Source organism: Cytophagales bacterium (genome assembly GCA_033344775.1).
Classification (GTDB): domain Bacteria; phylum Bacteroidota; class Bacteroidia; order Cytophagales; family Cyclobacteriaceae; genus JAWPMT01.
Genome location: JAWPMT010000002.1, coordinates 869,879 through 891,629, shown reverse-complemented (window position 1 = coordinate 891,629; position 21,751 = coordinate 869,879). Strand labels below are relative to the sequence as shown.

Genomic DNA, 21,751 nt, shown 5'->3' with positions numbered 1-21,751 from the left:
TTTAGCTGAAATTTTTGAGTAAGTCTCCCATTTCTGAAATTTCCTGAGTCGCTTCATCTTCCAATTCGGCAAGGTCCTCTTCTCCATGATCAATAAAGTCTTTGAATGAAGTAATGGTAGGGTACCTGAATAGCTCTTGTATAGAAGCTTCCAGACCCAATTGTTCTTTCAATAACTGCTGCAATTGAATAAGCTTGAGAGAATGCCCTCCTATTTCGAAAAAGTTTGCATTCACGCTGATGTCTGACTCATCAATCTCGAGTGTCTGGCTCCATACCTGTACCAGTTGCTGTTCGGTCTCATTTGTTGGAGCAACATAATTTTCACCTGCTCCTATCTCAGGGTCTGGTAAGGCCTTGCGGTCCAGTTTGCCATTGGCGGTCACCGGGAATGATATCAGATGCACATAATAGGTCGGCAGCATGTACTCTGGTAATCGAGCGGATAAGTGACCTCTTAAGGTAGCCGCTTCTACAGGTTCCGATGAAACATAGTAGGCCACCAGATACTTGTCGGATCCTTCTCCTTTCGCCAGCACTATTCCTTCATTGATCCCTTCATAGGACAATAACTGTTGTTCGATCTCTCCCAGCTCTACTCGGAATCCCCTGATCTTGATCTGATCATCCTGTCTGCCTAAGAACCGGATCGTCCCATCTGCTTCCCAACTCGCCAGGTCACCAGTTCGGTACAAACGTTCACCTACATGATACGGATCGGGTATGAACTTCTCTTCCGTCAATTCCTCCCGGTTCATGTAGCCTACCGCCAGTCCCTGGCCACCGATGCACAACTCTCCCACTACACCTCGCGGTTGTAATTGGCCATAGGAATCCAGTATCAACATCCGCACATTGTCCAGCGGCTTACCTATCGGTACTACCTGACGACCGTTCAGGTTCGATAGAGAAAAGGCCGTGCTGTATACCGTCCCTTCTGTTGGACCATACAAGTTCTCCAACTTGACTGCTGTCCCTAAATTGTTGAACCGTTCTACCTGTGAAAGTTGTAAGGCCTCTCCAGCCAAAAAGATGTACCGTAGGCTGGAAACTGAATCGATTCCTTTGACTTTCAGACGGTCTGTGAATACCGAAAACACCGAAGGTGAAAAATTCAGATGCGTCACTTCATGCTTGTCAATTGTATGGATCAACTCATCCATGTCTGATTCTCCGCCTTGTGGTAGCAGCACCAGGCTGCCTCCACCCACAAACCAGCCCATCAACTCTGTCATCGATACATCAAACGTGTAGTTCGTCTTCAGTAAATAGCGATCTGATTGGGTTAGTGGATACCTTGCCTGAAGTCCATGCTGTAGGTTGGTCAATGACTGATGTGCTATTTGTACCCCCTTCGGTAAACCTGTACTCCCTGAGGTGTACATCACATAAGCCAGGCTTTCCGGGTGACTCTTGTTTTCAATGGGTTGCTGAGTATTTGTTTCGTTAATAGAATCCAGCGTCAGGGTCTTGATGGATAAGTCAAAAGTCTGTTCATGGGCTGGTGAGCACAGCAATAAGGATGCGCCACTGTCTTCCAGCATGTAGTCTACCCTGCTCTGGGGAAACTTCGGATCAATCGGTAAGTAGGCACATCCACTCTTGAGGATACCCAGTATCCCAGCGATCATGTCAAAACTACGATCTGTCATTAACCCAATCAGTGACCCTGGATTCATTCCTTCTTCCGTCAGTCTTGCTGCTACTGCATCTACCTTTTTCTGTAATTCTTTATAAGTCAGGGAGGTATCCTCCTGAAATAAAGCTACTGCTTCGGGTAGCTGATTCGCCTGTCTGCCGAACAGGTCTACTACCGTCTCATCTGTAGGGTAAGTGACCTTGGTGTCATTGAAATTATTTAGGAGCTGGTCCTGCTCTTCCTTCGAAAGCACGTTGATTGCAGACAGCTTTACCTCCGGGTCGGCCAGTACCTGATCCACAATCCGCTGGAAATAGGAAATGAACCGGTCGATCGTGGTAGCCTCAAACAACTCCGTCGAATATTCAAAACTCAGGTACAAGTGATCTCCTGCCGTGGAGCCCGTCAGGGTCAAATCAAACTTCGATACCGAGTGGTTACTTGGGTAACTGGTCAGTTTCAGTCCCGGAAGCGTCAAGGCTGTACCGTCAAAGTTCTGATAAGAAAACATCACATCAAACAAGGGGTTGCGGCTCGCATCACGAACCACCTGCAAGTCCTCTACCAGGTCTTCATACTGATAGGCCTGATGATGAAATCCCTCCAGCGTGTTTTCCTTGACCAATTGTATGAATTGCTTGAAGCTTAGGTCTCCTTTCGGGTAATTGCGTAGCGGCAAGGTGTTGACAAACATGCCGATCATGCCTTCCAGGTCCGCATGATTACGACCTGCTGTGGGGGTACCGATGACAATGTCTTCCTCATGAGACAGTTTACTTAACAGCACATTCATCAACGAAAGTACCGTCATGAACATCGTGGCACCCTGCTCCTGACTCAATGCTTCTAATTGGCTCGTCTGGTCTGCATCCAGGCTAAAGCCCTTGATCGCTCCCGAGTAATCTTTTGCCTTCGGACGAGCATGATCTGAAGGCAGGTTCAACGCTACTATCTCTTCTTCAAAGACTTCCTGCCAGTAGGCTCTGGAGGCCGATAGCTGCTCCTGATGAGTCGGGCTGCTCTGCCACTCCGCATAGTCTTTGTAATGCAATTGGGGAGCTTGGGGGACTTCCCCTGCATAGAGACTCATGAATTCTTTGATCAGGATTCCCTGTGAAGCGCCATCACTGATGATGTGGTGCATGTCTACCAACAACACATGATCTTCCGGATTTAATTCGATCAAACCAACTCGGATCAATGGAGCGTCCCTCAAATCAAATGGACGGATAAAGCCTTCAACGATTCCTACTATATCCTCCGCTGCAGCGGTGTAATGGCTGATCTGAATCGCTACTTCTTCCCTTACTTTTTGTACCACTTTCCCTTCCACAACTTCAATTGTGGTACGCAATACCTCATGGCGATCTACCAGGCCCTGAAATGCCTGCTCCAGACCGGATTTGTTCAGTTTGCCTTCCAGTTTCAGCACATAAGGCATGTTGTAGGCCAGTGAACCCCGATCAAACGCCTGTAGAAAATACATCCGTTGTTGTGCTGAGGAAGTGGCATAATATTCCTGCATGGGTACTCCCGGAATCGCTACATGTGTCTGGGCGGTCAGGCTCATCAGGTGATTCGACAAGCTCCTGATGTCCTGATAAGTAAAAAGGTCCTTCACCGGAACCGATAGATCCAACACTTGTGACAGGCGATTCACCAGCACCATCGCTTTCAACGAATGGCCGCCAAGGGCAAAAAAGCTCTGGTCTACACTGATCGTTTCCGGTTCCAACTCCAGTATTTCACTCCAAACCTGTACCAGTTGCTGTTCGGTCTCATTCGATGGAGCCATGTAATCTTCACCTACTCCTATCTCAGGATCAGGCAAGGCCTTGCGGTCCAGTTTGCCATTGGCGGTTACTGGGAATGAGGCCAGGTGCACAAAGTAGGTCGGCAGCATGTACTCTGGCAATTGAGCCGATAAGTGACCTCTTAAGGTAGCCGCCTCTACAGGTTCCGATGAAACATAGTAGGCCACCAGATACTTGTCGGATCCTTCTCCTTTCGCCAGGACTATTCCTTCATTGATCCCTTCATAGGACAATAACTGTTGTTCGATCTCTCCCAGCTCTACTCGGAATCCCCTGATCTTGATCTGATCATCCTGTCTGCCTAAGAACCGGATCATCCCATCTGCTTCCCAGCTCGCCAGGTCACCAGTTCGGTACAAACGTTCACCTGCACGATACGGATCGGGTATGAATTTCTCTTCGGTCAATTCCGTATTGCCCCAATACCCTTTACCCACTTGAACTCCCCCGATGTACAGCTCTCCCGGGACACCCAGCGCTTGCAGGCGTTTTTCAATGTCCAAAATGTAAATACTAGTATTTGTGATCGGTTGCCCGATTCCTGGACGTGATGGAATATTTTCTGAAGGAGCTATCGTATTTGTAGTAACGACATGTGTTTCTGAAGGACCGTAATGATTGTGCAAATGGACTTTTGCCTCGTGTAAAAACTCTTTAAATCCCTCATTGATAATCACTTGCTCTCCTGAGGTTACAATGTGCTCTAATGAATTGACGTTGTTTAAAGCCCTGATCAGCTCTGGATCTTCAAAGAAATGATTTAACACCGAAGGCGACATCCAGAAAGTACGGACCTCCTGATCCGCCATTAAATCAAAGACTTTTCTGAAATTAAGCCGATCATCTTCCGGTACAAGCACCAACTTACCTCCACTCAATAGTGCACTGAAAATTTCCTGAAAGTGTCGGTCAAATCCTATCGTTGCATATTGCAACACACTCTCAAAGTTGATACCGGTGTGTTGGTAATCATTGTAAATGAGGTTGGCCAGATTACCATGCGTCAACATCGCACCTTTTGGTTTACCCGTTGATCCCGATGTGTAAATCAAATAGAATAAGTCATCAGGCTTATTTACGAGAGGAAGATTTGGAGTTTGTTCTTCGAGATAATTAAACTCATTGATATGAAACAACTGGCCACCAAAGTGTTCTGCACCTTTCTTTGATGAATGCGTATCGACAATGAGCAGTTTCGTTTTACTATCCTGAAGCATGTGTATGACACGGCTTGTCGGATAAGAGGCATCTATCGGCATATAGGCACCTCCGGCCTTCAGCACGCCCAAAATTGACGTAATGAGATCAAATGAACGTTCTACCATTACCCCTACAATGGATTCCTGACCTACTCCTGATTCACGTAATCGATGTGCGATTTGATTGGCACGATTATTCAAATCCTGATAACTCAACGTCACACCTTTGAAAACCAGCGCCGATTGATCAGGAGTTTGACTGACCTGTTCTTCAAACATTTCCACGATCGTCTTCTCAGACGTATTCGGAATGTCTGTGTCATTGAAATCACGCAAAAGTTGCGTTCGTTCTACCTCGGAAAGTATATCAATCTCACCTATTCTGAGGTCAGGATCGATAGAGATCAAGTTTACGATCCTTTTGAAATAATCAATGAATCGCTGTACTGTGCCCTGCTCAAAGAGTGCTGTCGAATACCTGAAATCCAAAAACAATTCATCGTAAAATTCCACTACGGACAAAGTCATATCGAACTTGGTCACCAAAAAATCACTACTGAATGGCTTCAGGTTCAGACCTGGTATGTGAGACGTAGATGTTTCGAAATTTCGATAGGAGAACATCGTATCGAATAATGGATTTCGGCTGGTATCCCGTGGAATGTTAAGTGCTTCTACCAGGTCCTCATATTGGTAAGACTGGTTATCAAAGCAATTCAACGTTTTTTGCTTCACCGTTTGCAGAAAATCGCGGAAACTCAGTTCCGATGTAGGTGTATTCCGCAAGGCCAACGTATTGACGAACATACCGATCATCCCTTCCAGGTCCGCATGGTTACGGCCTGCTGTAGGTGTTCCTACGACAATATCTTGCTGATTGGTAAGCTTCGACAGTAATACATTGAATACCGATAACAATGTCATGAACATTGTCGTGCCTTCTGCATTGCTGAGCGATTTCAGCTTCTCTGTATCCGCTTTATCGAGATTAAAGGCAAGCACTTTCCCATCATGTCCTTTCAACTTTGGTCGAATGCGATCAGTCGGAAGGTTAAGTACAGAGACTTCTTCTGCGAACTCATCCATCCAAAAGGATTTCTGTAACGCCAATTCTTCTTGATGTGCCTCACTCCGTTGCCATTCCGCATAGTCTTTGTATTGCAATTCAAGAGATTCCAACTCTCCTCCAGTATAGAGTTGAATGAAGTCTTCAATCAATACGCCTTGTGAAACGCCATCACTGACAATGTGGTGCATATCTACCATTAATACATGGTCCTCAATCCCTATATCAATCAAGCCTACTCGAATCAGAGGTGCTTCTTCCAATACAAATGGCCTGATGAATGCTTTTATGATGTCGGATATCTCCGATTCCTTTGATTTGTAATAATTGATTGCAAAGTCAAAGTTGTCATTGACCTGCTGTACCACATAGTCCCCAAGAATTTGGATGGAAGAATGTAAAATCTCATGGCGTTCGATCATTTGTCTGAAAGCACTTTCCAGCTTCACCCGATCAAACGCCCCTTCCAACCTGAACACCTGGGGCATGTTGTAGGCAATTGAATTTTTATCAAATTCATATAAAAAGAACATCCGCTGTTGTGCAGAAGAGGTCGAATAGAATGCCTTCTCTGGTGCTTTCTTAATCGCCACATGCGTTTGTTCCGCCAGACCCGATATGTGTTCGGATAAATCTCTGACAGTCTGAATATTGAAAAAATCTTTGACCGACACAGAGACATTGAGTACTCTTGATAGCTGACCTACCAGCACCATCGCTTTCAACGAATTACCTCCCAATTCAAAAAAGCTCTTTGTAACACTGATTTTATCCGCATCCAACTCCAATATTTCACTCCAGACCTGTACCAGTTGCTGTTCGGTCTCATTCGATGGAGCCATGTAATCTTCACCTGCTCCTATCTCAGGATCAGGCAAGGCCTTGCGGTCCAGTTTGCCGTTGGCGGTTACTGGGAATGATGCCAGGTGCACATAGTAAGTTGGCAGCATGTACTCTGGCAATTGAGCCGATAAGTGACCTCTTAAGGTGGCGGCCTCTACAGGTTCTGATGAAACATAGTAGGCCACCAGATACTTGTCGGATCCTGCTCCTTTCGCCAGCACGATTCCTTCATTGATCCCTTCATAGGACAATAACTGTTGTTCGATCTCTCCCAGCTCTACTCGGAATCCCCTGATCTTGATCTGATCATCCTGTCTGCCTAAGAACCGGATCGTTCCGTCTGCTTCCCAACTCGCCAGGTCACCAGTTCGGTACAAACGTTCACCTACATGATACGGATCGGGTATGAACTTCTCTTCCGTCAATTCCTTTCGGTTCATGTAGCCTACCGCCAGTCCCTGGCCACCGATGCACAACTCTCCCACTACACCTCGCGGTTGTAATTGGCCATAGGAATCCAGTATCAACATCCGCACATTGTCCAGCGGCTTACCTATCGGTACTACCTGACGACCGTTCAGGTTCGATAGAGAAAAGGCCGTGCTGTATACCGTCCCTTCTGTTGGACCATACAAATTCTCCAACTTGACTGCTGTCCCTAAATTGTTGAACCGTTCTACCTGTGAATGTTGTAAGGCCTCTCCAGCCAAAAAGATGTACCGTAGGCTGGAAACTGAATCGATTCCTTTGACTTGCAACCGATCTGTGAATACCGAAAACACCGAAGGTGAAAAATTCAGATGCGTCACTTCATGCTTGTCAATCGTATGGATCAACTCATCCATGTCTGATTCTCCGCCTTGTGGTAGCAGCACCAGGCTGCCGCCACCTACAAACCAGCCCATCAACTCTGTCATCGATACATCAAATGTGTAGTTCGTCTTCAGTAAATAGCGATCTGATTGGGTTAGTGGATATCTGGCCTGAAGTCCATGCAGCAAGTTGGTCAATGACTGATGTGCTATTTGTACCCCCTTCGGTAAACCTGTACTCCCTGAGGTGTACATCACATAAGCCAGGCTTTCCGGGTGACTCTTGTTTTCAATGGGTTGCTGAGTATTTGTTTCGTTAATAGAATCCAGCGTCAGGGTCTTGATGGATAAGTCAAAAGTCTGTTCATGGGCTGGTGAGCACAGCAATAAGGATGCCCCACTGTCTTCCAGCATGTAGTCTACCCTGCTTTGGGGAAACTTCGGATCAATCGGTAAGTAGGCACATCCACTCTTGAGGATACCCAGTATCCCAGCGATCATGTCAAAACTACGATCTGTCATTAACCCAATCAGTGACCCTGGATTCATTCCTTCTTCCGTCAGTCTTGCTGCTACTGCATCGACCTTTTCCTGTAAATCTTTATAAGTCAGGGACGTATCCTCTTGGAATAAAGCTACTGCTTCGGGTAGCTGATTCGCCTGTCTGTCGAACAGGTCTACTACTGTCGCATCCGTGGGGTAAGTGACCTTGGTGTCATTGAAATTATTTAGGAGCTGGTCCTGCTCTTCCTTCGAAAGCACGTTGATCGCGGACAGCTTCACCTCCGGGTCGGCCATTACCTGATCCGTAATCCGCTGGAAATAGGAAATGAACCGTTCGATCGTGGTAGCCTCAAACAACTCCGTCGAATATTCAAAACTCAGGTACAAGTGATCTCCTGCCGTGGAGCCCGTCAGGGTCAAATCAAACTTCGATACCGAGTGGTTACTTGGGTAACTGGTCAGTTTCAGTCCCGGAAGCGTCAAGGCGGTGCCATCAAAATTCTGATAAGAGAACATCACATCAAACAGGGGATTGCGGCTCGCATCACGAACCACCTGCAAGTCCTCTACCAGGTCTTCATACTGATAGGCCTGATGATGAAATCCCTCCAGCGTGTTTTCCTTGACCAATTGTATGAATTGCTTGAAGCTTAGGTCTCCTTTCGGGTAATTGCGTAAGGGCAAGGTGTTGACAAACATGCCGATCATGCCTTCCAGGTCCGCATGATTACGACCTGCTGTGGGGGTACCGATGACTATGTCTTCCTGATGAGACAGTTTACTTAACAGCACATTCATCAACGAAAGTACCGTCATGAACATCGTAGCACCCTGCTCCTGACTCAAGGTTTCTAATTGGCTCGTTTGGTCTACATCCAGGCTAAAGCCCTTGATCGCTCCCGAGTAATCTTTTGCCTTCGGACGAGCATGATCTGAAGGTAGGTTCAACGCTACTACCTCTTCTTCAAAGACTTCCTGCCAGTAGGCTCTGGAGGCCGATAGCTGCTCCTGATGAGTCGGGCTGCTCTGCCACTCCGCATAGTCTTTGTAATGCAATTGCGGAGCTTGGGGGACTTCCCCTGCATAGAGACTCATGAATTCTTTGATCAGGATTCCCTGTGAAGCGCCATCACTGATGATGTGGTGCATGTCTACCAACAACACATGATCTTCAGAGCTTACTTCAATTAATCCCACCCGGATCAAGGGGGCTTCCCTCAAATCAAATGGGCGGATGAAGCCTTCAACGATCCCTGCTACATCCTCCTCTTTACCTATATAGTGGATGATCGGTATAGTTATTCCTTCCTGTATTTTTTGAACGCCCTTTCCTTCAATCTCTTCAATCGTCGTTCGTAATACCTCATGACGATCTACCAGGCCCTGAAATGCCTGTTCCAGTCCAGATTTGTCCAGTTTGCCTTCGAGCCGTAACACATAGGGCATGTTGTAGGCCAGCGAATCTTGATCAAACGCCTGTAGAAAATACATCCGCCGCTGTGCCGAGGATAAGGAATAATATTCCTTCAATCCGGTATTGGGAATAGAACTATCTTCTGATTTCTTATTGAAAGCATCATAGAATTCAAGGATCTCAGCTTTTCTTGAACTGATGCTACCGATCATCTCATCAGTCAAAGACGACCCGGTTGTCTTGATTTTCAGGTTACCGTCGCTAACAGAGATGTAGACCTCTTTTTCTGCCAGCATTCTGATAAATTGTTCTATTATCATATCGTAATCTCTTGAACTTCTTTACCGCCCAAGTCCTGCTTATTAAGTTGATTAATTGCTTCTATGATGGTTTCCAATTCGGTGATTGTGGATTTCCGAAAGACTTCCTTGATTGGAATTTCTACGCCAAATTCCTTCTTTATCTTATTGACCAGCATCATCGCTTTCAGTGAGTGTCCGCCCAATTCAAAAAAGTTCGAAGTGACACTGATCTGATCCGCTTCCAACTTCAGTACTCCAGCCCATAACTCGACCAGTTTTTCCTGAGTGGCCGTGGAAGCTGCGACATATGCTACTCCGTCATGTAAATTGATAGTTGGCAATGCTCTTCGGTCCAACTTACCATTCTTAGTGATCGGAAGTTGGTCCAGATATATGAACTGTGCCGGAATCATGTATTCAGGCAATTGACCGGCAAGATGATTTCTCAAATCGGAAAGTTGCAGTTCATCTGTCGAGACATAATAGGCGATCAGTACTTTTTCACCTTCACGGTCCATCATCATTACAGCCGCCGAACTGATAGATTCTAATAGCAGCAAACAATTTTCGATTTCTGGCAGCTCTATTCGGAAACCTCTGAGCTTGATCTGATCATCTATACGTCCGATAAATTCGATCTCTCCGTTTGGCAACCACCGAGCCAGATCTCCGGTTCTATAGCATGTTTGACCTGCTACAAATGGATCATCAACAAACTTCTCGGCAGTAAGTCCTGGGTTATTGAGGTACCCCCTCGCCAATCCATCTCCACCAATGTACAATTCGCCTACTACGCCTTTGGGCTGTATTTGTAGATTTCTATCCAGAACATAAATGTGGGTGTTATTGATCGGTACTCCGAGTGGAATATTCGCTTCATAGTCTATTGCTATCCTATGACATATTGAAAATGTGGTTCCTTCCGTAGGGCCATATCCATTAATCAGTTGTAGTTGCGGATGTAATTTCCTGGTCAGATTGATGTGATGAGGGCTCAATGCTTCCCCTCCAACGATCAATTGTTCCATCTCAGCAAAAACTGCCGCATCTTCATTAACAATTTGGTTAAAAAGGGAGCTGGTCAACCACATCGTATTGACCGAATGAGTCGACAATAAAGTTCGGAATTTTGTTAAATCAAGCAGCACTTCATCAGCTGCCAATACAAGTTTCCCTCCGTGCAACAAGGTGCCCCATACTTCGAACGTACTGGCATCAAAAACCAATTTACCTGTACCTAAAATCGTCGTATTGGGAGAAAGAGCAACATATTCCTGACCAAACAACAAGCGTGAAATGTTCTTTTCAATGACCATTACGCCTTTCGGGCTACCCGTTGTACCAGAGGTATACATGACATAGGCCAGTTGATCGGAGGTTCTTTTCACCGTCAGGTTATCCTTGGCAAGGTCTTTCCCGATCTCTTTCAGGTTTAACTCCAAACGTTCTTTCCCTAGTGATTCCGGGAAATCACCCTCACTTAAAACGATCCTGGATTTACAATCATCGAGCATGAATTTCAATCGCTCTTCCGGGTAATCCATATCAAGCGGAAGGTATGCTCCACCTGCTTTCAGTATCCCTAGAATCCCTGTTACTGCGGCAATTGTACGTCCAGCATAAACACCTACTAACTCTTCTGACGACAAGCCTTCCTGTAGAAGGGTCCTCGCTATCTGATTCGCTCGATCATTCAATTCTTGGTAAGTGATCTGATCAGCGCCAGAAATCAACGCTACTCGTTCGCCATTCGATGAGGCCTGCTGCTCGAACAACGCCACAATGGACTGATCTTTGGGATAGTCCACCTTCGTCGCATTAAATTGATAAAGCAATTCTTCTTTCTCAGAACCTGTCAGAAGCTCAATATCCAACAACTGGCTACTATCATTAGCGATTATCTGGTCAACAATTCGATCAAAATGTACCTTCGCATCTTCAATTGTATCCGTTCCATAACGATCGGGGTTGTACTGAAACACCAATTCCATTGACGTCCCTGGCAATACTGTAACCGATAGGTCATAGTGGGTCTCTTCATAAATCTGTGTACCCGACACCACATAGTCGTGGCTAGTCTCTTCACCATCGTCTTCGATCTGCTCTGATATTGGGTAGTTCTCAAATACCAGGATGTGGTCGATCAGGTCCTGACCCAACTCACTCATCGATTGGATTTCTGACAACTTCTGATAATGATGGGGCTCACTTGCCAAAGATTGGTCTTGAAGTCGTTTTAAATAGGCCTCCAGGCCCTCTTGCTGTTCATAGCCTACGCGAACGGGAATCGTGTTGATAAACAAGCCCACCATCTCTTCTATGCCCTTTACCTCCGCCGGACGGCCTGAAACAACCGTACCAAAAACTACGTCGTTGGTATCATTGTATCGACTCAATAAGATGCCCCAGATTCCCTGGATCATCGTGTTGAGCGTCACTCCATATCCCTGACATACTTCCTGCAATCCAGAAGTTTGTTCCCGATCCAAAACCAGTCTGGTCATGGTTTTATCGGGGTTTGTAGATGTATGCTGTATCTGATGCTTGCCCGGTAGCATAGCGCGGGTAGCATATCCCGACAGGTATTTCGACCAATAGGCTGACGAGGCTTCCATGTCTCGACCTTCCAGCCACATGATGTAGTCCGAATATGGAAGCACCGATGGTAAATTGAGCGTCTGCTGTGCTCCCTTGCTGCTGTACAATGCCCCGAACTCATTGATCAGGATGCTCATGCACCAACCATCCATCAAGATATGATGGTGACTCCAGACAAACTCATATACCGCTTCACTTAATCGGTAGATGCTCACTCGCATCAAGGGCCCTTTACTCAAATCAAAACCTCGCGAACGGTCAGCTTCCCGGTAACCTTGCAGTATCTCTTCTAATTCTTGTCTTGAGGTAGATACCTCTTCACGGAGGTCTTCATACGTGTAGCCTATCACTCCATCTTCCTGTACCACCTGCAGCGGTCGATCATGTCCGCCAGACACAAACACCGTACGCAAAATATCATAGCGTGAGGCTAACCTCAACAAGCTTTGTTCTACCGCCGACTGGTCAACCTGACCCTCTAGGCGGTAGCTTACCTGTTCAAAATAATAGCTCGTATCTGGTTCACTCAGGGCGTGAAACAACAGCCCTTCTTGCATCGGTGACAGTGGATAGACATCCTTCAACCTGTACTCTGTCTGTAAGTGTGACAATTGATTAAGTGTCAGGCCTTTGTAGGAAAGATCTGAAGGAGTTAATTCCCTTCTACCCGCTTCAACATAGCCCTGGCAATACGTGATCAGGGATCGTAGCTGTGACTGGTACGCAGACATGAACGACCGGACCTTCTCTTCTGAATAAGCCTCCTTGTTATAGGTCAAACTTAGTGTCAACTGACCTTCTGCTACCATGCCTGTGAAGTCCCAGTCATGAAAGCGGATCTCTTCCTCGGAGTGATTCAACCCGGATGACTCAGACGCTATCTCAAACACACGACCTTCGGTATCGCCATCAAACTGCCCCAGATAATTAAAGCTGATCCTGGTTTGAGATGAAGCATCTACTTCCGGCAACTCTTGGGATACGTATCTTGCCAATAGGTAATCCGCACCATTCTGAGGAATACTTCGAAGCTGTTCCTTAACTCCCTTCAATACCGCTGACATCTCTGATGCATAGCTCAGTTCCACCGAATAAATGCTCGTAAACCATCCGATCGTTCGACTGATGTCCAGGTCTGGTACTATCTCCTCCCTACCATGGCCTTCCAGATCCACCCGCAATGAGTCATTACCATAATGTTCATGCGCGCCCAGGATCAAGCCACTTAACAACAAGTCATTGATCTGTGTATTAAAGGGCTTGTGAACAGTGGTCAAAAGATCTGTTGTGATTGCTGCATCCAGCTGAAAATGGACCGTTCTGGTATCACACATCCGGTTACTTTCCGTAGATGTGTCTTTTGGAATGTCACCACATTCTTGCTTAAACGCTTCTTGCCAGTAGGAAAGGTTATTCTTGAACGTCTCCTCTTTCATGTACGACCGTAAACCCTCCGACCAGCTCTTGTAGGAATCAGTCTTCGGAGGCAATTGCAAGGATTTACCTGCTTCGATCTGTCGGTACAGGCTATCAATGTCTTCAAACAGCACTCGCCAGGACACTCCATCCATGACCAGGTGATGGACCACAACCTGTAATCGACTTCCATCAGGCATATCAAACAGACCTAACCGCAGCAGCGGTCCTTCCTTCAGGTCTATCCCTTCTTGTTCTTGCTGGCACAAGGTTGACAGTGTAGCTGTGGCAGAATTGTCTGAGCTAAGATCAGCATAGGTCAACGTAAGCGGATAAGGAATGCCTTTATTCTCTTGATGAACGCCTGAAGTATCCATCGAATAGCTCATCCGAAATGCATCGTGATGTCGCTGTAACTGATCGAAAATCGTCCTTACCGTAGCTTCTGTGATCCCATTCGGAAAGTTCAGTAACACAGATTGATTGAAATGATGCGCAGCCTGCAATGGCTGAGCGAAAAACCAGGCTTGTATACCGGTCAAAGGTACATAGCCCGTAACCGGAGACTGGTCAACTTCCCGAGTCAGCAGGCGCATTCGAGGCGCTAATACTTCGATCGTCTGACTAGAAAATATGTCCTTTACTGACAACTCATAACCTGATGCACGCAACCTGGATATGATCTGGATCGACTTGATCGAATCTCCGCCTACCGTGAAAAAGTTATCCCCGATCCCGATCTTTTCAATACTCAATACTGATTGCCAAATCTCACATAACAGCGCTTCTTCGGGGTTTCGTGGGGCGATGTATGCTTCCTGAGCAATCGCTTCTGGCTCTGGTAAAGCCCTCAGGTCTACTTTCCCATTAACTGTCAATGGCATCTGATCCAGGTGAACAAAGTATGCTGGGATCATGTAGCTTGGTAGCTGATGTGACAAGTGTCTTCTTAATGTATTTACTGACAGTTCTTCCTCCGACACATAGTATCCCACCAGGTTAATATCTGTCTCTTCACCCCGACTGGTTACTACCGCTTCTTTTACCCATTCATGCGCCAATAGGTGCGTCTCGATCTCGCCGGTTTCTATGCGATAGCCACCGACTTTCACCTGTCGATCTTTCCTCCCATGAAACTCGAGATTTCCATTTTGGAGCCATTTACCAATATCTCCCGTTTTATAGATCAATTGATCTGGCTGATAAGGATCTGCAATAAATTTTTCCCGAGTCAATTCCGGATTGTTGAGATATCCTTCAGAAAGGCCCGTCCCACCTACATACATTTCCCCTATTACACCGGAAGGAACGAGTTGCAGTTGTTCGTCCAGCACATATATTCTTTTATTCGCACTGGGTCGTCCTATGGGAATACTAGTAGGATATTCTTTTGTGGGGTCTACTTTGTAAAGGGTCGCGTTGATGGTTACCTCCGTAGGGCCATATCCATTGTAAAAATCTTTGAATTGGCTGTAATAAAGGGCATCTTCTTTCCGACACGCCTCTCCTGCTGTAATTAAAGTTCTAACCGAATCCATTTTGGCCTTATCAAGCAGACTCAAATAGGATGGTGTAATCGTGAATAGGGTTACACCTTGTTCATCGATATATCGTAATAATGCTTTCGGGTCTTCGATCAATTGTTTTGTGGGGAGCACAAGCGTCGCTCCGGATAACAGCGATTTGACCATATCAAGAACGGAGCCGTCAAATAGCAGTGACATGAACTGCAAATACTTATCTCCGGCACCCATATTCAATTCTTCAATATGGAACAACACCACATTGACCAGTCCTTCGTGATTGAGCATCACTCCTTTTGGGGTACCCGTACTTCCTGAGGTATAAATGATATACGCCAGATCCTTAGCAGACATTGAAGTCTCCAGATTACCCGGCGGGAATTCCGACAAATCAATTGCAGATAATTCCTTCACCTCTATGGTTTTGTTAAGACCCTCCAGTGATAAGTTTGGTGGACTTGCCATTGCGCTCAATATCAATGGCGTATCCAACTCCATTAATACATGCTTTAATCTCTGAATTGGAGCATTAGGGTCTAGAGGGACGTATATTCCACCAGCTTTCATCACTCCCAACATACAAACGATAGTGCCGATACTTCTATCAGCATAGATGGCTATTCGGTCACCAACTTTAACTCCATTTCCCTTCAAATAGCAAGCAAGTTGATTCGATTGCTTATTCAACTGACCGTACGTAACTACCTGATCATCAAAAACAACAGCAATCTCGTCTGGGCCTTTTTCTACTTGCTCCTCAAACACTTGAGTCACTGTTTTATCCTTCGGGTATTTCACCGAAGTATCATTGAATTCCCGAAGTAGTTTATCCTTTTCTATCTGACCCAGTATTTCGATATCCGAAATTCTTACAGTAGGATCAGAGGCTATTTCAGCAACAATTCTTTTGAAGTACGCGATGAACTTTTGGATTGTTTCCAGTTGAAATAATTCCGTCGAATACTCTAATCTGAAAAAGACAGCCTTCTCAGCTTCGGTAGCAGATAAATTGAGATCAAAGTTTGAAGTTGCACTCGGAATGCTGAAAGGAGTAACTTCCATCTGTTCAAGACGGAGGTCTTCCATCTCAATGTTTTGCAACATGAAAAACACATCGAAAAGTGGATTCCGGTTGGTGTTCCGTGCGAGCTGAAGTGTATCTATCAATTGCTCATAGGGGTAGGCTTGATTCCCAAAACTGGAAAGGGATTTGTCCTTGACGCTTTCCAGGAAATCCATAAACCTTAATGAAGGATCTACCTCATTTCGAATGGCAAGCGTATTTACAAAAACACCTACCACACCTTCCAGGTCCGCATGATCTCTTCCTGAAACGGGGGTTCCTATTACTATGTCCTTTTGGTTACTTATTTTGCTCAAAAAGATGTTAAAAGCGGAAAGGATTGTCATAAACATCGTAGCGCCACTTTCTCTGGTGATCTGCTTAAGCTTCATCGTTTCCTCTTCGCCTATGCTGAAAGACGTGGCATCACCTGTGTGATTCAATGTAACCGGCCTGTCAAAGTCCGTTGGCAACTCCAAATAGGAAGTATTTGTTTCAAACTCACTGATCCAAAACTTTTTTACTTCTTCCAGCCTAACTTGATGTTCCTCGCTTTTCTGCCATTCTGAATAATCTTTGTACTGAATCGCTTGGTTTGGCAATTCCTCTCCGTTATACAGACGAATGAATTCTTGTATTAGAATTGAAGTGGATGTTCCGTCCGTGACGATGTGATGCATATCCAACATCAACAAATGATCATCTTTCTCCAATTTCAAAACGCCCACCCTTAAGAGCGGCGGAAACTCCAGATCAAAGGGTCTGACAAATTGTTTGAGAATTGTTGTGACATCCTTGTCGCCCTTCTCAAAGCTTTCTATTCCAAACGGAATCTCCTTTTCTATGTATTGAACAACACCACTTTCTGTATTTCGGAAAGAGGTCCTTAGGCTCTCATGTCGCTCGATGATTTGTTCAAAAACCCACTTAAGTCGGCTCTGATCAAGTTTTCCTTTTAATTGGTAAGCCTGAGGAAGATTATACGCTATCGAATCTTTATCAAACTCGTAGAGGAAATGAAGTCGTTGCTGTGCAGAAGAAACCTCATAGAAGGACTTAGGCTTAGCTTTTTCTATGCCTAGATAATCACGACCATCGGACTCAGCAATAAACTCCGTCAATGACCTCACACTGGAATTATCGAAAAAGTCCATTAATGCCAGATCAGTGCGGAATTGCTTATTGATCCTGGTAGTTAAAGTTAGGGCCTTCAGTGAATCACCTCCTATTTCGAAAAAATCATCATCTAATGCTATTTCTGCTTTACCGAAGAAATCTTGCCACAAGCTTAGCATTTGGAGTTGTGGTGAAGCCTTTAAGTTCATAGACTCGTCAGAAACGGACGAATCCGCACTTTCAACGGGCTCATTTTGATTGCCAAGTTGTTTTACCCAGTCATTCAATCGCGTATTCAAATCCTCAGTAGAAACCACGATCTGTGAAGCTCCTCTGAATGCAAGGGCATGCTCCAATACTTGTGGTAACTCGGCGGCACGGATAGAGGTGGCAGTTGGACTTGTATAATCAATGCCATCCAGGTCCAGACTCATCCAGTTTTGTAAATCCCCAATATCGCTGTGATACTTTACATACCGATCCACGAACGCGTTCGCCATCGCATAGACTCCCATGTTGATTCCTCCCAGAACGGTCGACAAAGAAGAAGTCGTAACACAAAAATCCAGTTCTCTATCTCCTATCGCTTCTTTCAAAGCCATGATTCCATTTCGCTTAGGCGAAAACTGAACATTCAAGTCTTTGCGTTTTACCTTTGTTAGGGGCTTAAATGAATCATCATTCAAGGTGCCAGCTGCATGGATCACTCCATCAATTGGACCAAATTCCGTTTCAGATGCTTCAAGAATCTCTTTTAGCCGAACCTCCGATGAGAAATCACAAGCAGCATAGTGAACCTTACCTCCTGCTTCTTCTAACTCCTCGATTTTTCGAATCTTGCTTGCAACATTTGGCTCAGATTTATCCCTGGCTAGTACATTTTCCCATTCTACTCTTGGCGGCAATTCCGTTTTACCAACCAAAATCAAATGGGCACGGTATTCGTTGGCCAAATAATTGGCCATGGTCTGGCCAAGATTGCCTAATCCACCCGTGATAAGGTAGACTCCCTGCTGTTTAAATGTTGGGTAAACTTTTTCCGGAATGACCTGGCGATCAAAGTGCTGCTCCCATCGGAGGGAGTTTCTCAAAGCAATATGCTTCCCGGGCTCCGGGTTACCTAACTCCGTTAATACGTTTTGCAGTAAAGCAGGTGTTTCCAATTCGTCTTTAGCAACGTCAATAAGTCCTGTTACAAGCGCAGGGTGTTCTTGAGCAATCACCTTAAGCAGACATGAAGCAAACGATCCTGAAACGTTATTCAATGCAGGTTTCGTCAAAAAGTCGTGTGAATCACTTGTCAATATGAGAACCTCCTTTTGCTCATGATACTGCTCCAAATAGCCTTTGCATACGAACAGGAGTGTTTCAAGCTGGCTATCAAAATCTGATATCGATAATGCTGAAAGCCCTTGACCCATGATGCCCCAGGCATAAATTACCTGATCCGGAATTTGGCCCCGTGTAGCCAGTTCCTCGAAGAGTTTGAAAAAATCCTCTTCCGAAGATGGATTAATCTTATAGTCTCCGGATGGTTTTTCCTCAAATTGATCCCCTGCTTCAACACGAACCAACGTGGCTACATGTTGATCCAATGATGCACAAATTCGCTCTGAGAGCCCGCAATCATCCATGAAAATCAGACAGCTCTTTTCTAGACTAAAATCAGCCGCTGATTGCCGTTTGGTTGACAGTTTCCAGGTGGGTGCATAAAACCAGTTTGAGAGGTCTTCTCTTACTGATTTCGTCTCGGGAATGAGTCCGGAGATTGTTTTATAGGCATCTACTGAGATCGGATATTCCTTCTTTTCAAATGAATAGCCGGGTATTGATGTTTTCTTACGCCCCTGACCTATATAGAAAGCAGTCCATTCCGGATCAATTCCGTATTGCCATAACTTACCGACTCCTGTAAGAAAGGTTTCGTAATCATTGGTATGACCACCTTTCGAACTAATCAGGTTCACAATTTTATGCGTTCTCTTTTTGAGTAGGTGCGCACCAACAAATGATCCAAGTGTTTTACCAGGGCCTACTTCAACGAAGACCAGGTGCTCATCAGTCATCAGTTCTGCAAGACCTTCGGAGAACTTAACGGTATTCCGAATTTGGTCAACCCAGTAAGAAGATTCTGTAAGCTCCGAAACTGAAGTAACCTTTCCTGTGAGATTAGAAACAATAGGAATGTTAGACGCTTGTCGCTCTACATTGTCCACAACTGCCCGAAACTCTTCCAGCATTCCAGACATCATCTGTGAATGAAAAGCGTGAGAAGTATTGATGATCTTACTTTTAATTTCCGCTTTTTCTAACTCAGTCTGAAGGATCAAAAGTGCGCTTTCCTCACCCGCCAGCACAACGGATGCAGAACTGTTAATGGCCGCTATATCAACCTCTTGGGGTAATGCAATTGAACGAGCAAGTTCATTCTCCGAAACCATGACGCTCAACATTTTGCCCTTCGGCATTCGCTGCATCAATTCGCCGCGTTTCGCAACGAGTTTCAAAGCATCGGCCAAAGAAAAAACACCGGCTATACAAGCTGCCACATATTCCCCAATGCTATGACCGATCATTTTATCCGGTCGAATACCTAGATTCATCAATAGCACTGCCAAGGCATATTCCATGACAAAAAGCGCAGGCTGCGTGAATTCAGTCTGATCAATTCCATCACTATCCTCAGCAAAAAGAATAGGTTTCAGGTCCTTTCCTGATTGCTGACGAATGATGGCACAACATTCATCAACGATCTGCCGAAAAGAGGTTTCACTTTCATAAAGATCAGCACACATCCCCGTATACTGGGCACCTTGTCCGGGAAACATAAAAACCACGGAACTCTTATCCACTAGCGGCGTTACAACCGACGTATCATCAATCAGATCGTCAAGTTTCTTCTGTAGATCTGCCTTGGTTTGAGCAACTATGGTTTTTCGAAAAGGAAAACTACTTCGCCCTATGTTTAGCGTATAGACAGCATCCGCCAAACTTAATTGAGCATTATCATTCAAGTAGGTCTTGAGAGAAGCTGCATTTCGTTTAAGTCCAGCAACAGATTTTGCTGAATACGTGAGTAATTCGTATGGTCGTAACTTGCTTGTATCCTCCTTGACTGGAGCTTCTTCTAAAATCACATGGGCATTCGTCCCGCCAATGCCAAAGGAACTCACCCCAGCGCGCAATGGATATTGGCCTTTATTCCAATCCCTCAAGGCAGTGTTCACATAGAAGGGTGATTTTGTAAAATCTATTTCAGGATTGGGTGAGCTAAAGTTCAGGCTTGCTGGAATTTTCTTATGTTTCAGCGCCAGTACCGTTTTGATAAAACCGGCGACGCCTGCGGCGGCATCCAAATGGCCAATATTGGTTTTTACTGAACCGATGGCACAATGTTTATCAGATCCATTTCCAAAGGCCAGTTTCAGAGCTTCTATTTCTATGGGGTCTCCTAGAATCGTCCCAGTTCCATGGGTTTCAATGTAACCAATACTCTCAGGGGCAACTTTTGCCATTTTCCTGGCTTTGATGAGCACTTCCGCCTGGCCGTTTACACCAGGAGCGGCATAGTTCACTTTTTCCGCTCCATCATTATTGATGCTGCTTCCTTTTACGATGGCGTAGACCTGATCTCCATCTTCTAAGGCCTTACTTAACTTTTTGAGGACTACTACCCCAACGCCTTCCCCGCTGATGCAACCACTTGCCTCCTCATCAAAGGCTCTGCAATGACCATCCTTAGAAGAGATCATGCCCTCCTTGTATAAATACCCTTTCTTTGATTCTCCTTTTATCGATGCTCCTCCGGCAATGGCAACATTACAGTCTGCCATGAGTAGACTTCTACACGCCTGATGGATATTTACCAGGGAAGTGGAGCATGCCGTATCATTGAAAATGGCCGGACCTTTCAGGTCCAATAAGTAGGCGATCCTGCTGCTGACAAACTTTGGATCAGATAGCGGGATGAGAGAGAAGTCATCCACCAAACCCTCCAAATTTTTGACCTTCGATAGGACTTGCCAATCAAAATTATTTGAAGTACCCAGAAACAAACCAATCGGAATTTTATGGTGATCTAAGTTGATCCCAGCGTCCTCAATCGCATGCCAAACACACTCATGAAGTACCCGAACCTGAGGATCCATGACCTTCGCTTCGTCTGGTCGATAGCCGAAAAATGCTTCGTCAAAGTGTTCTTTGTCTGATAGGAAAGCGTTGGCATTTACGTAGTTGGGATCATTGATCTTGTTTTCATCTTCCCCGGCTTCCAGTAGCTCTTCTTTGTGAAAAAAGTCGACGGATTCCACACTCCTCGAAAGATTAGACCAGAACTCTTCAATATTATCTGCTCCGGGGAATCTTCCGGCCATCCCAATTACCGCTATTTCAAGGCCATTATATTCAGACATGGTTGTTTTCGTTTTCGGTGGCGTTAAGACC

2 protein-coding genes are annotated in these 21,751 nt (G+C 45.4%); both read right to left on the bottom strand.

All coding sequences use genetic code 11. The features are described 5' to 3' along the window. Position 1 precedes the first annotated feature (1 nt). On the bottom strand, positions 2-9,610 hold the full coding sequence (locus R8G66_07745) for an amino acid adenylation domain-containing protein (protein ID MDW3192241.1): 9,609 nt from the start codon (positions 9,608-9,610) through the stop codon (positions 2-4). Continuing rightward, a complete protein-coding gene (locus R8G66_07740) occupies positions 9,607-21,720 on the bottom strand; it encodes an amino acid adenylation domain-containing protein (GenBank protein MDW3192240.1) in 12,114 nt (4,037 codons plus the stop codon). Before R8G66_07740 ends, R8G66_07745 begins: the two co-directional genes overlap by 4 nt. Positions 21,721-21,751: the final 31 nt, after the last annotated feature.